The following is a 13,274-nucleotide window of genomic DNA, read 5'->3' on the forward strand; positions in this document are numbered from 1 at the left end:
GGCTTAGCCTTCCTGCGCCGGATTGGTGGCTTCCTGCGCCGGGGTCGATGCTGCCTGCACGTCCGGCGCGGCCGTGGTGAAGGTGCCGACCTTGATATGTTCCACCAGGCAGCCGGCGGCGTAGTCTTCCACCACGTAATCGATATTCATCGACTCGTAGTTCTCCACGCGGTCGAGCTTCGCGTTTTCCTCGATAACGCGGCGGTGGCTCTCATCCATGAAATAGATGGAGAGGTTTTCCAGCGTGGTGATCATCAGCGCATCCGGCGGGAAATACGGCACGCGCACCGCCGGCAGGTTGCCGATGCGTTTCTGGCTGACAATGACGTCAGCGGCCAGCAGGTCGCTGTTATCCTGCTGCTTATTGACCAGCGGGAAGTATTTGTCGGCCAGCAGCTGACGACCGCAGATAACCACCATGTCCGGGTTTTCCTGGTGCCACGGCGCAATCATCGTGTTGGTGGCATCCATGACCAGCGCGTCGAGGTTTTCATAGTCGCCGCCCTTGCCGACGCGGATCACGTCAGACACCACCTCACCGCTTTCAGCCGTGACCTTACCCATCACGCGCGCCGGCGCCTGGTTGCGGTACTTCTGAAGCCAGCCCACCGCCACATCCTGAAGCATCGGGTTTTCAGCACGGTCAGACGTTGGCGCACGCTTCACGCCGTTAAAGCCGGCCATGATGAAGTCGAGCGCCTGGCGCTTGATGATGGCGTTGCGGATACGCAACTGAAAATCCTGAAAACGCGCCCACAGGTCGAGAGTTTTGTAGCGCAGGTGGAAGTCGAAGTTAATCTGGTCGCACTCGTACTTGTTGGACTCCAGCGCGGCGAAATCCCCGGTTTCGCGGGCATGGCCATTCGCGGTGTCTGCCGTGCTCGCGATGGAGCCGGTAACGCCGACGCCAATCTTTTCGCCCTTGAGTTCGCTCACCGGCACGATGTTGATTTTCGTCAGAAACTCCGAGGACTCCTGCACGGTATCCATCAGGGTTTGCGTGACCGACGGCTGCACGCTGAATTTTTTCGACACGTCGCCGACGTCGATACCGTTCAGCTCGGCAATACGGGAGAGGTAAGCATTAAATTTAAAGCGGGTTTCCTGGCGCATGGTTTTTCCTGTTGTCAGGTGAATTTACGGGTGTGCGTGCCGGCGCGGCCGGTCAGCAGTTGGTCGACAGCGAATCGCCTTCGCCGCCGGTCGCCTGCGTGCGGCGGGGCTGCGTAAAGCTCTCGGTATTGTCGAGCGAGGTTTTCAGGTCAGTGAGCGCCTGGCTGGTCTGCGAGGTCTGACTGGTCACGTCCTGCTTCAGCGCGCTGAAGGCGTTTTCCATCGCGGCGAGGCGCTGTTCGGTGGCGCTCAGATTTTCCTGCACGTGCTCGCTGACGGCGGTCACCGCTTCATGCACGTCTTTAAAGCGCGCATCGTCGTTCGCCTGCTTGCGGCTGAAAATGGCTTTCACCTTGTCGGTCAGCGCCGTGAAAACCGTCTCGGGCTGGTCTTCAAATTCCAGCTCCGCCAGGGTGGCGGCGGAAATCAGGTTTTCCGGGCTCGCTTTAAAGCGGTTAAGGGGACTGGATTTGGCGGTGCGGCAGAATTCGAGGTATTCGGTGCCGAGGCTTGCCGGATCGTCAGTCACGGCCAGGCCGACCAGATAGCATTTACCGCTGTTGGCAAAGTTCGGCTGGATTTCCATTGAGGTGTAAACCTTCTGGCCCTTGCCGACCATGTCGACCAGGTTGTCGAGCGGGGCGATTTTCGCAAACAGCGCCCATTTGCCGTTAAGCGCGGAATCGTCATCAATCTTTTCGGCTTTCAGTTCGACCACATCGCCATAGCGATTAAAGACGCCATCGGGCAGGATGCCGCGCAGGTGCTCAAGGTTGATGCGGCAGCCATAGACGCGCGGATCAAAGCTCGCGGCCATTTCCTGAATGTCGCCGGCGCTGATGACGCGACCGTCACAGGTGTCGCCCTCAACGCCGATACGAAAGAATTTTGAGACTTTTTTTGCCATTGTCAGGAGTCCTGAAAGTGGGGTTACGGGTTCGGGGTTAGTTTCCCGGCGCCGCGCTTCCTTCGCTATCAATCCCGGATGGATAAGCCGCCACACAACAGCGCTTTAGCGAATCGCCGGGCGCGCTTAAGTAGCCTTGCCGTGTACCACTTACGGCGAGGCTTTCATGACCATCACCACCGACACCACGCTTTTAAACGACCCGCGACGACAGGCGGCGCTGCTCTACTGGCAGGGCTTTTCCGTGCCGCAAATCGCGGAGATGCTGAAAATCAAACGTCCGACCGTACAGAGCTGGAAGCAGCGCGACGGATGGGATGAGACGGCGCCCATTCAGCGCGTCGAGAACACGCTTGAGGCGCGGCTGATTCAGCTTTATGCAAAGCCCGAGCTGACCGCGCACGACTTTAAAGTCGCGGATTTTCTCTCGCGCCAGATGGAGCGCCTCGCCAGGGTGAACCGCTACGGCCAGACCGGCAACGAGGCGGATTTAAACCCCAACGTGGCGAACCGCAACAAGGGCGACCGCCGCAAGCCGAAAAAGAATTTCTTCAGCGAGGAGGCTATCGACAAGCTCAGGGAGATTTTTTTCGAGGAGTCTTTCGACTATCAGTTGCGCTGGCACAGGGCCGGATTAGAGCACCGCATCCGCGACATTCTTAAATCGCGCCAGATTGGCGCCACGTTCTACTTTTCCCGCGAGGCGCTGCTGCGCGCGCTGGAAACCGGCCATAACCAGATATTTTTATCCGCCTCCAAAACGCAGGCGTATGTGTTTCGCGAATACATCATCCAGTTTGCGCGCCTTGTCGACGTGGAGCTGTCTGGCGACCCGATTGTCATCGGCAACAACGGCGCCAAGCTGATTTTTCTCGGCACCAACTCCAACACCGCGCAGAGCCATAACGGCGATTTGTATGTCGATGAGATTTTCTGGATCCCGAATTTCCAGCGGCTGCGTAAGGTCGCCTCGGGCATGGCGTCGCAGAAACACCTGCGCTCGACCTATTTCTCGACGCCCTCCACCCTCGGGCATGGCGCGTTTCCTTTCTGGTCTGGCGATCTGTTCAACAAGGGCCGTACCTCAGCAGCCGAGCGCGTGGATATCGATATCAGCCACGCGGCGCTCGCCGGCGGCATGCTGTGCGGGGATGGTCAGTGGCGCCAGATTGTCACCATTGAGGACGCGCTCGCCGGTGGCTGCGACCTGTTCGACCTGGACGCGCTGAAGCGGGAAAACAGCGCCGAGGATTTCCGCAATCTTTTCATGTGCGAGTTCGTCGACGACAAAGCCTCGGTGTTTCCGTTCGAGGAGTTGCAACGCTGCATGGTCGACAGCCTGGAGGAGTGGGAAGATTTCTCGCCCTTCGCCGCGCGTCCGTTCGGCTCGCGCCCGGTGTGGATTGGCTACGACCCCTCGCATACCGGCGATTCTGCCGGCTGCGTGGTGCTGGCGCCGCCGGTTGTCTCGGGCGGCAAGTTCCGCATTCTGGAGCGCCACCAGTGGAAAGGCATGGACTTCGCCACCCAGGCGCAGGCCATCCGCGAGCTCACTGAAAAATATCAGGTCGAGTACATCGGCATCGATGCAACCGGCATCGGCCAGGGCGTGTTTCAGCTTGTGCGCGCCTTCTGGCCTGCCGCGCGCGAAATCCGTTACAGCCCGGAAGTTAAAACCGCAATGGTGTTGAAAGCAAAAGACACCATCAGCCGGGGCTGTCTGGAGTACGACGCCGGCGCCACGGATATCACCCAGTCCTTTATGGCAATCCGCAAGACCATGACCAGCAGCGGGCGCAGCGCCACCTATGAGGCGAGCCGCAGCGAGGAAGCGAGTCATGCGGATGTTGCGTGGGCCACCATGCACGCCCTGTTAAACGAGCCGCTGACCGCCGGGAGCGGCCAGGCATCATCCTCAATTCTGGAGTTTTACTGATGAGTAAACGTAAAAACCGCCAGCGCGATAACCGCGCGGCCACGACCACCGCCGGCGCGCAAAAGATGGAGGCTTTCACGTTTGGCGAGCCGACGCCGGTGCTCGACCGCCGCGATATTCTCGATTATGTCGAGTGCATCAGTAACGGCAAATGGTACGAGCCGCCGGTCAGCTTCGCCGGCCTGGCAAAAAGCCTGCGCGCCGCCGTACATCACAGCTCGCCGATTTACGTGAAGCGCAACATTCTGGCAAGCACGTTTATTCCGCACCCGCTGTTGTCACAGCAGGATTTCAGTCGCTTCGTGCTGGATTTTCTGGTGTTCGGTAATGCGTTTCTTGAGGCGCGAAAAAGCGTGACCGGCAAGGTTATCAGGCTGGATGCCTCGCCGGCCAAATACACGCGGCGCGGCGTGGAGGAGGATGTTTACTGGTGGGTGCCGGGCTTTTCGCAGCCGCAGCAGTTTGAACCAGGCTCGGTGTTTCATCTGCTGGAGCCGGATATCAACCAGGAGCTTTACGGGATGCCGGAATATCTCAGCGCGCTAAACTCGGCATGGCTGAATGAGTCGGCGACGCTGTTTCGCCGCAAGTATTACCAGAACGGCGCGCACGCAGGGTACATCATGTACGTGACCGACGCGGCGCAGAGCAGCACCGACGTTGAGGCGATGCGCGATGCGATGCGCAGCTCGAAGGGGCTCGGCAATTTTAAGAACCTGTTTTTCTACGCGCCGAACGGCAAACCGGACGGGATTAAAATCGTGCCGTTAAGCGAGGTCGCCACCAAAGATGACTTTTTTAATATTAAAAAGGTGAGCGCGTCTGACATGCTCGATGCGCACCGCATCCCGTTTCAGCTCATGGGCGGCAAGCCCGAGAATGTCGGCAGCCTGGGAGATATCGAGAAGGTGGCAAAGGTGTTTGTGCGCAACGAGCTTATCCCGTTGCAGGACCGGATCAGGGAAGTGAATAACTGGGCGGGAATGGAAGTGATCCGCTTTAAAGCCTACTCGCTGGACGGCAGCAGCGATTAAAACAGGCCGCCGCAAGGCGGCTTTTTTACACCCCGCCGCATACTCGCTCAGACGCACCACACGCCCCGCATCAGCACGCACGCCTCATCCCCCACCCCGACAGCGCAGCGCCTCACAGCGAGGTGCTGGCGCGCGTTATTTTAAATCATGCACACCCCACCGCGCGCAATGCTACCCCCGCCTCGCCTGCACGCTTCATGTGTCGGTTTTAATGCAGATGCATCTACACTCCGAACGGCGCCAGCACTCGCACGAGACCGCATACACGCTTGACAGCAACGCGTGCAAACAAATGCATCCAATGCATGCATCTGTCTGAGTGGTGTTGATCACGATTTAATATGGCTTACTTACCCTTGATGCGTACTAAATAACGGTAAAATTTACTCACTGCATATACGCTGAGAATCCCGATCAGTATTGACGATACACCAATGAAAATTATCGCCGTCAGGAAAGGGCTAAATAAACCGCCTAAACTTGTAAAGTCCCCAAGGCGAGCAAGCATATCAGTTGGAACTTTCCTTAAGATAATCTCGGGAATTATTAGAAGAGCAATAATCGCAGCTATAACATAAATCAGTATTTTACCACTCTTTTTCATCTTCATCCTTGCCTCTGCTAGTGACCATGATCAATCATTAACCGTAAATGTTACAACAAGGTACATAGAAATGGCAGAAAACTATCTCAAATTGAAAGCACAGTCAGACCAAAGGCTAGCGATTGCTTTAACTAAAGCTGTGAAAGAGGTCTATGCCACTCACATGCAAACCGTTGAAGACGTTAAGCTTGGCAGCCAGCGTATTATTAACTATGGCTCATGTGTAATGCCTGACAAATACTACAGAAGCACATGCCATGAACAATGGGGTGAAGATAAGCGTTTATATTGGGCTGTGTTAGAAATTTTTCACAGAAACGACGTTGTTCTCGATATGGTTGAGCTTTATTTCCAGAAAGCCTTTAAGCGTCTCGGAGACCAGAAAAGCAACACATTAGTATCTTATATACAGCAAAAAATCGGTGAGAAAGCATATGACTCAGCTGAACGCACGAGCAAAATGGCTCTTTCATTGACGATTGCCAAATTAATTGTAAGCAGTGGAAAATTCCAGGACTCATATATTAAAAAAGTAAATGAAATGTCCAGCTGGCTTATTAAAGTAGTGACCCTCTATTCCAGGGCTGAGGTGGCAGCACTGGCTGCGAACAAACTTAAGTTCCAAGATGCAGCATATTACCAGATACTCTTTCGTGAAAAGATAGAAATGCTATACTTCCTTATTGAACCACAAATGTCAAAAATAATATACCAAGTCGAATCCGGGGGTAATAACGAAGAAGTTATTGGTGATGCCTTATATGAAATGCTAAAAAGATGAAGAACTTATTAACCTTTTTGTGGGCAGCGCATTCCCACCTGGTCCCAATTGCAATTATACTTGCAGGGGCTTTTTTGTTTATTTATTTCATTGAGGAATATTCAGGAATACTCACTTTCTTATGGTTCATTATCGTTTCATTTTTCTACATCAAATACAACCGCTGGTATTGATGATGACCTGCTCCCCGCCTCGCCTGCCCGCTTCTTGATACAGTTTTAATGCAACTGTATCAACAGCCAGCCCCGTGCCGCGCCAGCTCTGGTAAAGCACGGGCAGAACGGGCAAGCCTAGCGCATGCAAAACCATTCGCCTGACACATGCACGCTCCGCTGATGGGTATTTTCTTTTTTACGTAAGTTAATTGATTATTGCATACCCATCATTTATACAGCGTCATAAAAGCAGCAATCATGCTTCCTAATCCAGCTAAAGCTGCAAAGCCAGTAGCCCACACCATAATTCGTTGTGTTCGCATATTCTCGTGATAACGCTGTTCACTTTTATTGAAACTAGCTAAAGTATTGATCGCTTTTCCAGTAGGCCTATAACCTGCATGGGTTTTTGACAGATCTCCATTTTCTACAAGAGAGCCAAGACATAAGCGAAGCTCTTTTTGGAGCCTTGCCTTGTCATCATGATAAACCCATAATTTCCCAATAACATCACTCAATATAATAACTTCACTAAACGGTTCATCATTTGGCCGTTCCCTATAAATCCGGACAACTGAAGACAAAACAGTCATCACATCCGTTATTTCCTGCTTACTCTGCCGATATAAATATTTCTCACGGCTAAATTTTTTGTTTACGGAGTCGGCAAACCGCCTAAACTTGAATGTTTTAAGAAAACCCAAGTCATTTAATGATTTAAAACCTAATTCATGTGCATGATAATAATAAATACCAGAAAATGAATCAGCCTTAAGCAACAAAGGGTTAAGTGTTGAGTCAATACAGAAGCAACCATCCTGAACATCCCATTTTCTTGCCATTATTTCATCACCAACATATCTATCAAAAAGATAATTATCCCCATTCTCATCTTTGATATAAACCGAATACATATCGTAATTAATAGCATCCTCGTAATTTAAACTAATCCTGTTATTATCTGGAGTTCGTTTTTTCTCGAATAGTTCAAGATATTTAGCGACAATATTATTAGTATTTTTCACACCATCTCCTTTAGTCTAGCATCGCTGCTAGGTAACTAACGCCTCGCCAAGCTCGTTGTTCAACATTGCCATCCCTGAAAGCAAGTTTCAGTGGTGGCGGCACTTGTCACTATATTTGCTAATTGTCGAGTATTGAAACGACCTCACCCGTTCGCACGTTAACGCGCGCCGCTATGGTCTGTTTGACCACGCCACCATAAGCATTACTGCCGCGGAACGTTGTTTTAACAACGGCATGCGGATCTTTATTCAAAATAAGATGATAGACCGTTTCAACGTGTTTGTAGGAGGAGTCATTATTCATGCTGGCTTTTATCAATTTTTCTAACGGGCGATAAGAGCCATCCCAACCGCTAAAATTATCCTTAAATGCATCTAGATTGATTCTGCTATTAAGCGATTTTGGATCCCTCTCGAAATCGTTGAAACACCAACCCAACACATCACCAAGCTTTAACGCATCATCTTTGGTAAAAGTGTACTCACTCATACAGGCATAAAAGGCATCAGTAGAGCTGGCCGGTACATTTTTGAAGCCCACATAGCCTTTAACGATATCGTGCCGGGTTTCTTTTGGTTCATTGCGATACTCTTTGAGAGTTTTATCCGCGTAATCAAACGTTGGCGTAGCCGGTTCCGCTTTAATCACCGGTGCATCAGTTTTTGCCACTGACTGACTTTTTTCAGTCGGCCATAAGATTGAGCCAATAAAACCAAGAGCCAGACAGCAACCGAGATAAACCGCACTGGAGCGCTTACGGTTCGGCATCCTAACCAGCGACGGCTTGATTAACCCTACGATGAAAGCAATAAATAGAGTCAGAGATAAAAATGCTATTATGGTATCCATGATTTTCCTTTGTGTGTAATCCCCATATAAAACAACCCCATGCTATCAAACATGGGGTCGAGGATTACACATTTTTCAGGGATTAACGCCAGCTCTCGTCTTCCCACACTTCCTGAAGGATGCTATCCAGCGCTTCGCGGTCTGAATCTTTATCGAACCCCATCAGCTCAACACCAGTCATGGCTCCCTTTTTAACAATAACGCGCGTTGACGGGAAAACAGACTGTATTCGCTTGGTCAATTCGCACTGAAAAGCATCAATTAAAGACTGGCCGATTTTTTGATCTTTATCCAGCGTGATATTTACTTTCACTTTGCCCTCCTTTGCAAAGGTTTCATCAACAGGCGGCGCGGAAAAAACAACAGAAAAATTATTGTTTTTTATTAGGTTGCCTCTTGCTATTTCCGCGATTAGATTCAGTGCGATTTCACGATCTCTTTCCTGACAAGTACCTTCAGCAGTTAGACGGGCAATCATTTCGACCCGCTCAATCATAACGTGCTTGTTTAGCTCTCTATCCACACAACCTCCACTACGAGATACTGTATAAACATACAGTATCATGCATTGGCAAAAAGTGTGAAGAAAAAATCACTATCAAACACACTGTATGTACATGATATGGATGAATATTAGCGGTTACATTTTCGTTGCTAGCTCAGCTAAAGCCGCAACACGATTAAGAATTTTCCCAGCTTTAACCTGATGCGGTGACCCTGCGGAAAATATTTCTCCTTTCGCCGTTCCGCGTAGCCATTTGCCATCAAAACAACTTTTACCACCGGCCATCAGGTGCAGGGCTTCGCCCCGGCTGATAGTGGTGCCGGTTGTCAGATGTATCTCGTCGATAGTTTTCGCTATAGCTTCGTTTTGCTCATCCTTTCCGTAGATGAATTTTCGTCGTATTACTGGCTTTTGCTTCCTGATTCGGCTGGTCAGCCCTCGACGTTCACGCTGACTCAGAGGTTTTGTTAAATCCACAATCGGTGGAGCACTTTCACTTCTCGTACAGTTATTGACAGAACTCCGAGAGGGCGCAGGAGCGCCCTTAACTTCAAAACCCTCGGCCTGCGGCCGTTTAGCAACAATCTTCCACTGCTTGAGCCGCGTAATAATGGGCGTGCAGTCGCCGACTTCTTTGTCGTAAACCCCACGAATACGCACACACTCTTCGCCGTATTCGTTAACCGCTTCCGTGCTTTCGTACCAGGTGCGCACCTGAAGCTCATCACGGCGCACAAACGGGCCGCCCTGTGCGTTAACGTAGGCAGCCCAGTCGCCCGCATCAGCGGCATCATGCACAAGCGCAAACTCCACGCTAAGCCCTTTCGCCGTTTCAGCATCGGCCATCCGGCGCAGCTCGCGGTAAACCGTCACCGGCGCGCCGCCCACAAACTGAAACTGACGGATACGCCAGCGTGCGGCCCAGGCTGAAACCGCCGGCGCGGTTTCCCTGAGCATTTCGCCGTTCTCATCGTCGCGCTCATCATCAAGTGCGTAACCGTCGATATTTTTGCTGATGTATTTCGCCACATAGCCGGTCGCGCTCCCCTTGTCCGGGTCGATAGCTTCAGCGTGAAAGCGGGCCTTGTGGGCCTTCTCGCTTTTAAGCTCGTGATGGTCTTCTTCACGGGCATAGCGGGTAATAATGGCGCGCACGCGGTCGACATCCTCCGGCAGCATAAACATCAGCATGTGCCAGTGTGGCGTGGCGTCGTGGTGCGGCTCAGCGACGCGAATGCCGAATATGCGAATATCGTCACGGTGCAGCTTCGCGCGAATGCGCGCCCAGAGCCCGGTTAAATAGCGCTGTGTGTCAGCCGGGCTTGCGCCGTTCCATTTGGTGTTACGGTATCCGGCCTTTGTGGTGGCGTGGAATTTAGACGGGGCGGTCAGCGTGTAGAACTCGCCAACATAACCGAGTTCATTACAGATATTTTCGAAGCCGCGAATACGGGTCATTAACTCGCAACGACGGATCGCCGGGTTAGCAACCGAGCCATCATATTTCTCGATAAGGTTGATACGGTTGCCTTCTTCATCTTCCAGCTCCATGCCCTTGAGAAATTCGCGAGTGCGGCGCTTCTGTTCACGCCAGTCACTTACACAGCTTTTGCTGGCATAAGCGCTGTGCTTTTTGCTGACATTACCGAGCGCGATGTGCAGATGCTCGCGCCATTCTGCGGCGACGCGGCGCAGGCGGCCCGTCCACCATTTTTCGGTCGCCATGCGCAGCACTGCCGGCCCCACATCTTCGGCAGTCACATATTTTGTGGTGATTTTCTCCCACAGCGGCGGGGTGTTTTTAAAGTGGCGGGTGATACGCGCGGCGCACATGTACGAGGCGTGCAGCGCCTTTAACTCGCTGCCCTCCTGGATTTCAACGGTGCCTAATTCAGCAACGATAAAATTGGCGATATCGCCGGCAAGCAAATCGATATCAGCTTTCGACATATCAGCCAGGCGGTTATAACGCGCGGTCATGTTCACAAGCCGCGTTGTCAGGTAACGGGCTGACACATCATCATCCCGTCCATCAAAAACCGGCAATGCCACATCTGGCGAAATGGCATCGATACGGTATTTCGCCGCAACCAGTTCAAGGCGCGGCAATGCCTTCCGGGTGAAATTCACCAGAAAGGCATTGGCTCGCTGAACATCGTGCTCGCGCTCCAGCTCGTCGGCGCGGCGGCGCACCGCATAACGCACCAGGTCAGGCTGTTTTTCCAGCTCGTTACGCACATGCAGCAGCGCCGCAATCATCCGATCGCGGCGGCGCTCCTGTTCATAAGTCAGATATGGGCTAGCGATGGCCTCGCGTGGCGCGTTCCATGCGTGCAAAAATTCCGGCACCGTCACACCCCGCCACGCAATGGTTTATTGCTGTTCGCGCTCATATGCCGCCCCGGTAATGCACGGACTTTAGCTCTGATATTTCCTGGCAGGTCACACAAAACTCAACACCCGGCAAAGCTGCGCGACGCGCTTCAGGGATAGGCCCGTTGCATGATTCACAGAGGAAACGAGAAGGCGCAGCCTGGCGGCTGCGCGCTTTGTGAATATTGCGTTCAAGTTCTTCCTCGACACGCTGCTGTACAAGATCCATTGAATCGGCCATCAATGCAGCTCCTGCGCTTCGTTAACAATCTTTACCGCTTCATCACGCAGCAGCTCGGCGGCCTCGGTACTGGAAAGCCGACCGTTAGCAATATGATCGGCAAGGTTATCGAGGCGGGAGGCCATTACATCAGCGCGACCGCGACGCTCTTCAAGACGCGCCTCGGCCAGAATTGAAACCAGCCCCGCATCATCCGGGCCAATGTTTGTTTTGTGTGTTTCGATATTTCGCATCTTTCGTTCTCCAGAATTTGGGCAAAAAAATGCCTGGCGGGTTTACGCCAATAATTTCTTTACGGGTTATTTATTCGGGTAAAACAGCTTCGTGCAGTGAGAAACGGCGCGGCAGGATATCGCCCCATCGCGTTATTTCATTCATCGCCCTGATAAGCATTAACCGGCGGGGCTGGTCGAAATATTCAAACGGTTTGCCAACCTCATCGCTTTTGAATGTTCCCGGCTCCATGCGGTTAGCCAGCGTCATCACGACAAACTTAAAGTTATCGTCAAGCTTGTTGAAATTACGCAGCGCACCGTTTTGCGTCGCCTTTAACTGATGATGAAACCGTGCAAAACATTCCATGCCGGTCATTTTCTCAGGCCGGGCTTCTTCACAACGTGCATTATTAAATGGCTTCGCACCTGGCTTAATTGGTGTTGATATGGTGTTTTGGTTCATACCGACTCCAGAAAAAGTTTTATCCGGCTTATCAGTGAAGGTTTAGCGCTGTTGCGCAGGCCGTTTAATAATGCCGACTGATCGCGGCTCGGTTGCCAGCGCTGACCTTTTTTACCGACTATCCAGCCATGTCCGTAATGCATGGACGGGCTTTGTTTTTTTAACAGTGAAGCAAAAGAGGGCTCCATGCTTCACCTCACATCAGGCCAAACGTGGCGGTAACACCACTCATCGTGTCAACCATGCTGGACATTGCCGGGTTAGCTTGTAAACGCGCCTGAAGCGCAAGCGCTGTAAGAGATAACATGCGAATCCCCGCGTTAACGCTGTCGATCATGCTGTGCTTACGGGTAGAGGTCAGTCTTTCTGATGACGCAGCGCCGTTCGCTAATTGACCCAGCTCACCCATTGCTTTCATCACATAGACTTGGAGCTTCTCTTTCGCCAGCTCATTAACTGGCACGCACGGGAGACAGTGAATTTGCGCGAGAAACCCATCAACAAGCGTCGAGTCTTCGGTGATATCAGTCAGCACCCAAATCTCACGAGGCGTTAGCTGATGAGGTTGCTCGGGGTTGAGTTTGTTATAGAGCGTATGTGGCTTAATTCCGGCCTTAACCGCTAATTCCCTGACATTATGGGATGCTGCAAATTTGCTACATGCATCATCAAAATGTGTATGTGAGGAAACGCGAAAATCTAACATGTTGCATCCTTACAATTCACATAAAGTGAATTACGCACCTACGACGAGTTGAAAACGGGAATGGCCCAGTGCTTTACGCATTTGCTCCTCCTTCCAGCGCGCGTAGTAAATGCGAACCTGACCGCCAGCTCGTTTGCACCCCTTACGAATGACACGAGGTTCAATCGGTAAACGCGGGTTTTCTCCGGTAGTCCATCGGCGAGCAGTGCGGTATGACACCCCCTCAAGCTCTGCAAACTGTTGCAGAGTAACGATAGGCGCGGGCACTTTGATGATTGCGATTTCAGAAGCCATGTTGCATGATTCCCAGTTTGCCAAGGTTTGCAATTAAAGGGCCACCGTTTACCAACAAAGGGCCATCAATTG

General features: G+C 52.0%; 16 protein-coding genes. 3 read left to right on the forward strand and 13 right to left on the reverse strand.

Annotated elements, in window-relative coordinates; all coding sequences use genetic code 11:
• Positions 1-3: 3 nt before the first annotated feature.
• On the reverse strand, positions 4-1,113 hold the full coding sequence (locus AFK62_RS16680; protein ID WP_007669492.1) for a phage major capsid protein, P2 family: 1,110 nt from the start codon (positions 1,111-1,113) through the stop codon (positions 4-6).
• Between the two features lie 52 nt (positions 1,114-1,165).
• Positions 1,166-2,020 carry a GPO family capsid scaffolding protein gene (locus AFK62_RS16685; protein ID WP_007669495.1) on the reverse strand — a complete coding sequence of 285 codons (855 nt, stop codon included), beginning with the start codon at positions 2,018-2,020 and terminating at the stop codon, positions 1,166-1,168.
• A 166-nt stretch (positions 2,021-2,186) separates the two neighbouring features.
• Between AFK62_RS16685 and AFK62_RS16690 the strand changes: the two genes are divergently transcribed.
• Together AFK62_RS16690 and AFK62_RS16695 are read left to right on the forward strand one after the other, a co-directional pair.
• Positions 2,187-3,956 carry a terminase ATPase subunit family protein gene (locus AFK62_RS16690; RefSeq protein WP_007669498.1) on the forward strand — a complete coding sequence of 590 codons (1,770 nt, stop codon included), beginning with the start codon at positions 2,187-2,189 and terminating at the stop codon, positions 3,954-3,956.
• Complete coding sequence (locus AFK62_RS16695; RefSeq protein ID WP_053532042.1) at positions 3,956-4,990, forward strand: phage portal protein; 1,035 nt, start codon at positions 3,956-3,958, stop codon at positions 4,988-4,990. Before AFK62_RS16690 ends, AFK62_RS16695 begins: the two co-directional genes overlap by 1 nt.
• 346 nt (positions 4,991-5,336) lie before the next feature.
• Here AFK62_RS16695 and AFK62_RS22295 read toward each other — a convergent pair whose 3' ends face one another.
• A complete protein-coding gene (locus AFK62_RS22295; protein WP_032984221.1) occupies positions 5,337-5,594 on the reverse strand; it encodes a hypothetical protein in 258 nt (85 codons plus the stop codon).
• Between the two features lie 70 nt (positions 5,595-5,664).
• On the opposite strand from AFK62_RS22295, the gene AFK62_RS16700 reads away from it, so the two are divergent.
• Complete coding sequence (locus AFK62_RS16700) at positions 5,665-6,375, forward strand: hypothetical protein (RefSeq protein ID WP_032984222.1); 711 nt, start codon at positions 5,665-5,667, stop codon at positions 6,373-6,375.
• A 382-nt stretch (positions 6,376-6,757) separates the two neighbouring features.
• Here AFK62_RS16700 and AFK62_RS16705 read toward each other — a convergent pair whose 3' ends face one another.
• From AFK62_RS16705 to AFK62_RS22920, 10 genes are all read right to left on the reverse strand, one after another.
• Positions 6,758-7,555 carry a hypothetical protein gene (locus AFK62_RS16705; protein ID WP_032984223.1) on the reverse strand — a complete coding sequence of 266 codons (798 nt, stop codon included), beginning with the start codon at positions 7,553-7,555 and terminating at the stop codon, positions 6,758-6,760.
• A gap of 118 nt (positions 7,556-7,673) precedes the next feature.
• On the reverse strand, positions 7,674-8,405 hold the full coding sequence (locus AFK62_RS16710) for a hypothetical protein (protein WP_053532043.1): 732 nt from the start codon (positions 8,403-8,405) through the stop codon (positions 7,674-7,676).
• Positions 8,406-8,487: 82 nt separating this feature from the next.
• The gene (locus AFK62_RS16715; RefSeq protein ID WP_032984507.1) at positions 8,488-8,928 is read right to left on the reverse strand and encodes a DinI-like family protein; all 441 of its coding nucleotides are present in this window, start codon (positions 8,926-8,928) and stop codon (positions 8,488-8,490) included.
• Positions 8,929-9,045: 117 nt separating this feature from the next.
• Positions 9,046-11,265 carry a replication endonuclease gene (locus AFK62_RS16720; RefSeq protein ID WP_007674874.1) on the reverse strand — a complete coding sequence of 740 codons (2,220 nt, stop codon included), beginning with the start codon at positions 11,263-11,265 and terminating at the stop codon, positions 9,046-9,048.
• 34 nt (positions 11,266-11,299) lie between these two features.
• Positions 11,300-11,524, reverse strand: a complete 225-nt coding sequence (locus AFK62_RS16725; protein WP_007674876.1) for a TraR/DksA family transcriptional regulator — start codon at positions 11,522-11,524, stop codon at positions 11,300-11,302.
• The gene (locus tag AFK62_RS16730; protein WP_007674877.1) at positions 11,524-11,757 is read right to left on the reverse strand and encodes a DUF2732 family protein; all 234 of its coding nucleotides are present in this window, start codon (positions 11,755-11,757) and stop codon (positions 11,524-11,526) included. Before AFK62_RS16730 ends, AFK62_RS16725 begins: the two co-directional genes overlap by 1 nt.
• Before the next feature lie 70 nt (positions 11,758-11,827).
• The gene (locus AFK62_RS16735) at positions 11,828-12,202 is read right to left on the reverse strand and encodes a hypothetical protein (protein WP_007674879.1); all 375 of its coding nucleotides are present in this window, start codon (positions 12,200-12,202) and stop codon (positions 11,828-11,830) included.
• Positions 12,199-12,390, reverse strand: a complete 192-nt coding sequence (locus AFK62_RS16740) for a phage filamentation protein Fil family protein (protein WP_007674880.1) — start codon at positions 12,388-12,390, stop codon at positions 12,199-12,201. The genes AFK62_RS16735 and AFK62_RS16740 overlap by 4 nt, the downstream gene beginning before the upstream one ends.
• Before the next feature lie 8 nt (positions 12,391-12,398).
• Entirely contained in the window at positions 12,399-12,908 is a 510-nt protein-coding gene (locus tag AFK62_RS16745) for a phage regulatory CII family protein (RefSeq protein WP_032984509.1), read from the reverse strand.
• Between the two features lie 30 nt (positions 12,909-12,938).
• A complete protein-coding gene (locus tag AFK62_RS22920; RefSeq protein ID WP_032984510.1) occupies positions 12,939-13,202 on the reverse strand; it encodes a hypothetical protein in 264 nt (87 codons plus the stop codon).
• Positions 13,203-13,274: the final 72 nt, after the last annotated feature.

This window comes from Cronobacter condimenti 1330 (assembly GCF_001277255.1).
Lineage (GTDB): Bacteria > Pseudomonadota > Gammaproteobacteria > Enterobacterales > Enterobacteriaceae > Cronobacter > Cronobacter condimenti.

Bases quoted from the DNA above. Each gene is read 5' to 3' on its own strand.
- AFK62_RS16680 (WP_007669492.1), bottom strand. From the start codon at position 1,113: ATGCGCCAGGAAACCCGCTTTAAATTTAATGCTTACCTCTCCCGTATT.
- AFK62_RS16685 (WP_007669495.1), bottom strand. From the start codon at position 2,020: ATGGCAAAAAAAGTCTCAAAATTCTTTCGTATCGGCGTTGAGGGCGAC.
- AFK62_RS16690 (WP_007669498.1), top strand. From the start codon at position 2,187: ATGACCATCACCACCGACACCACGCTTTTAAACGACCCGCGACGACAG.
- AFK62_RS16695 (WP_053532042.1), top strand. From the start codon at position 3,956: ATGAGTAAACGTAAAAACCGCCAGCGCGATAACCGCGCGGCCACGACC.
- AFK62_RS22295 (WP_032984221.1), bottom strand. From the start codon at position 5,594: ATGAAAAAGAGTGGTAAAATACTGATTTATGTTATAGCTGCGATTATT.
- AFK62_RS16700 (WP_032984222.1), top strand. From the start codon at position 5,665: ATGGCAGAAAACTATCTCAAATTGAAAGCACAGTCAGACCAAAGGCTA.
- AFK62_RS16710 (WP_053532043.1), bottom strand. From the start codon at position 8,405: ATGGATACCATAATAGCATTTTTATCTCTGACTCTATTTATTGCTTTC.
- AFK62_RS16725 (WP_007674876.1), bottom strand. From the start codon at position 11,524: ATGGCCGATTCAATGGATCTTGTACAGCAGCGTGTCGAGGAAGAACTT.
- AFK62_RS16730 (WP_007674877.1), bottom strand. From the start codon at position 11,757: ATGCGAAATATCGAAACACACAAAACAAACATTGGCCCGGATGATGCG.
- AFK62_RS16735 (WP_007674879.1), bottom strand. From the start codon at position 12,202: ATGAACCAAAACACCATATCAACACCAATTAAGCCAGGTGCGAAGCCA.
- AFK62_RS16740 (WP_007674880.1), bottom strand. From the start codon at position 12,390: ATGGAGCCCTCTTTTGCTTCACTGTTAAAAAAACAAAGCCCGTCCATG.
- AFK62_RS16745 (WP_032984509.1), bottom strand. From the start codon at position 12,908: ATGTTAGATTTTCGCGTTTCCTCACATACACATTTTGATGATGCATGT.
- AFK62_RS22920 (WP_032984510.1), bottom strand. From the start codon at position 13,202: ATGGCTTCTGAAATCGCAATCATCAAAGTGCCCGCGCCTATCGTTACT.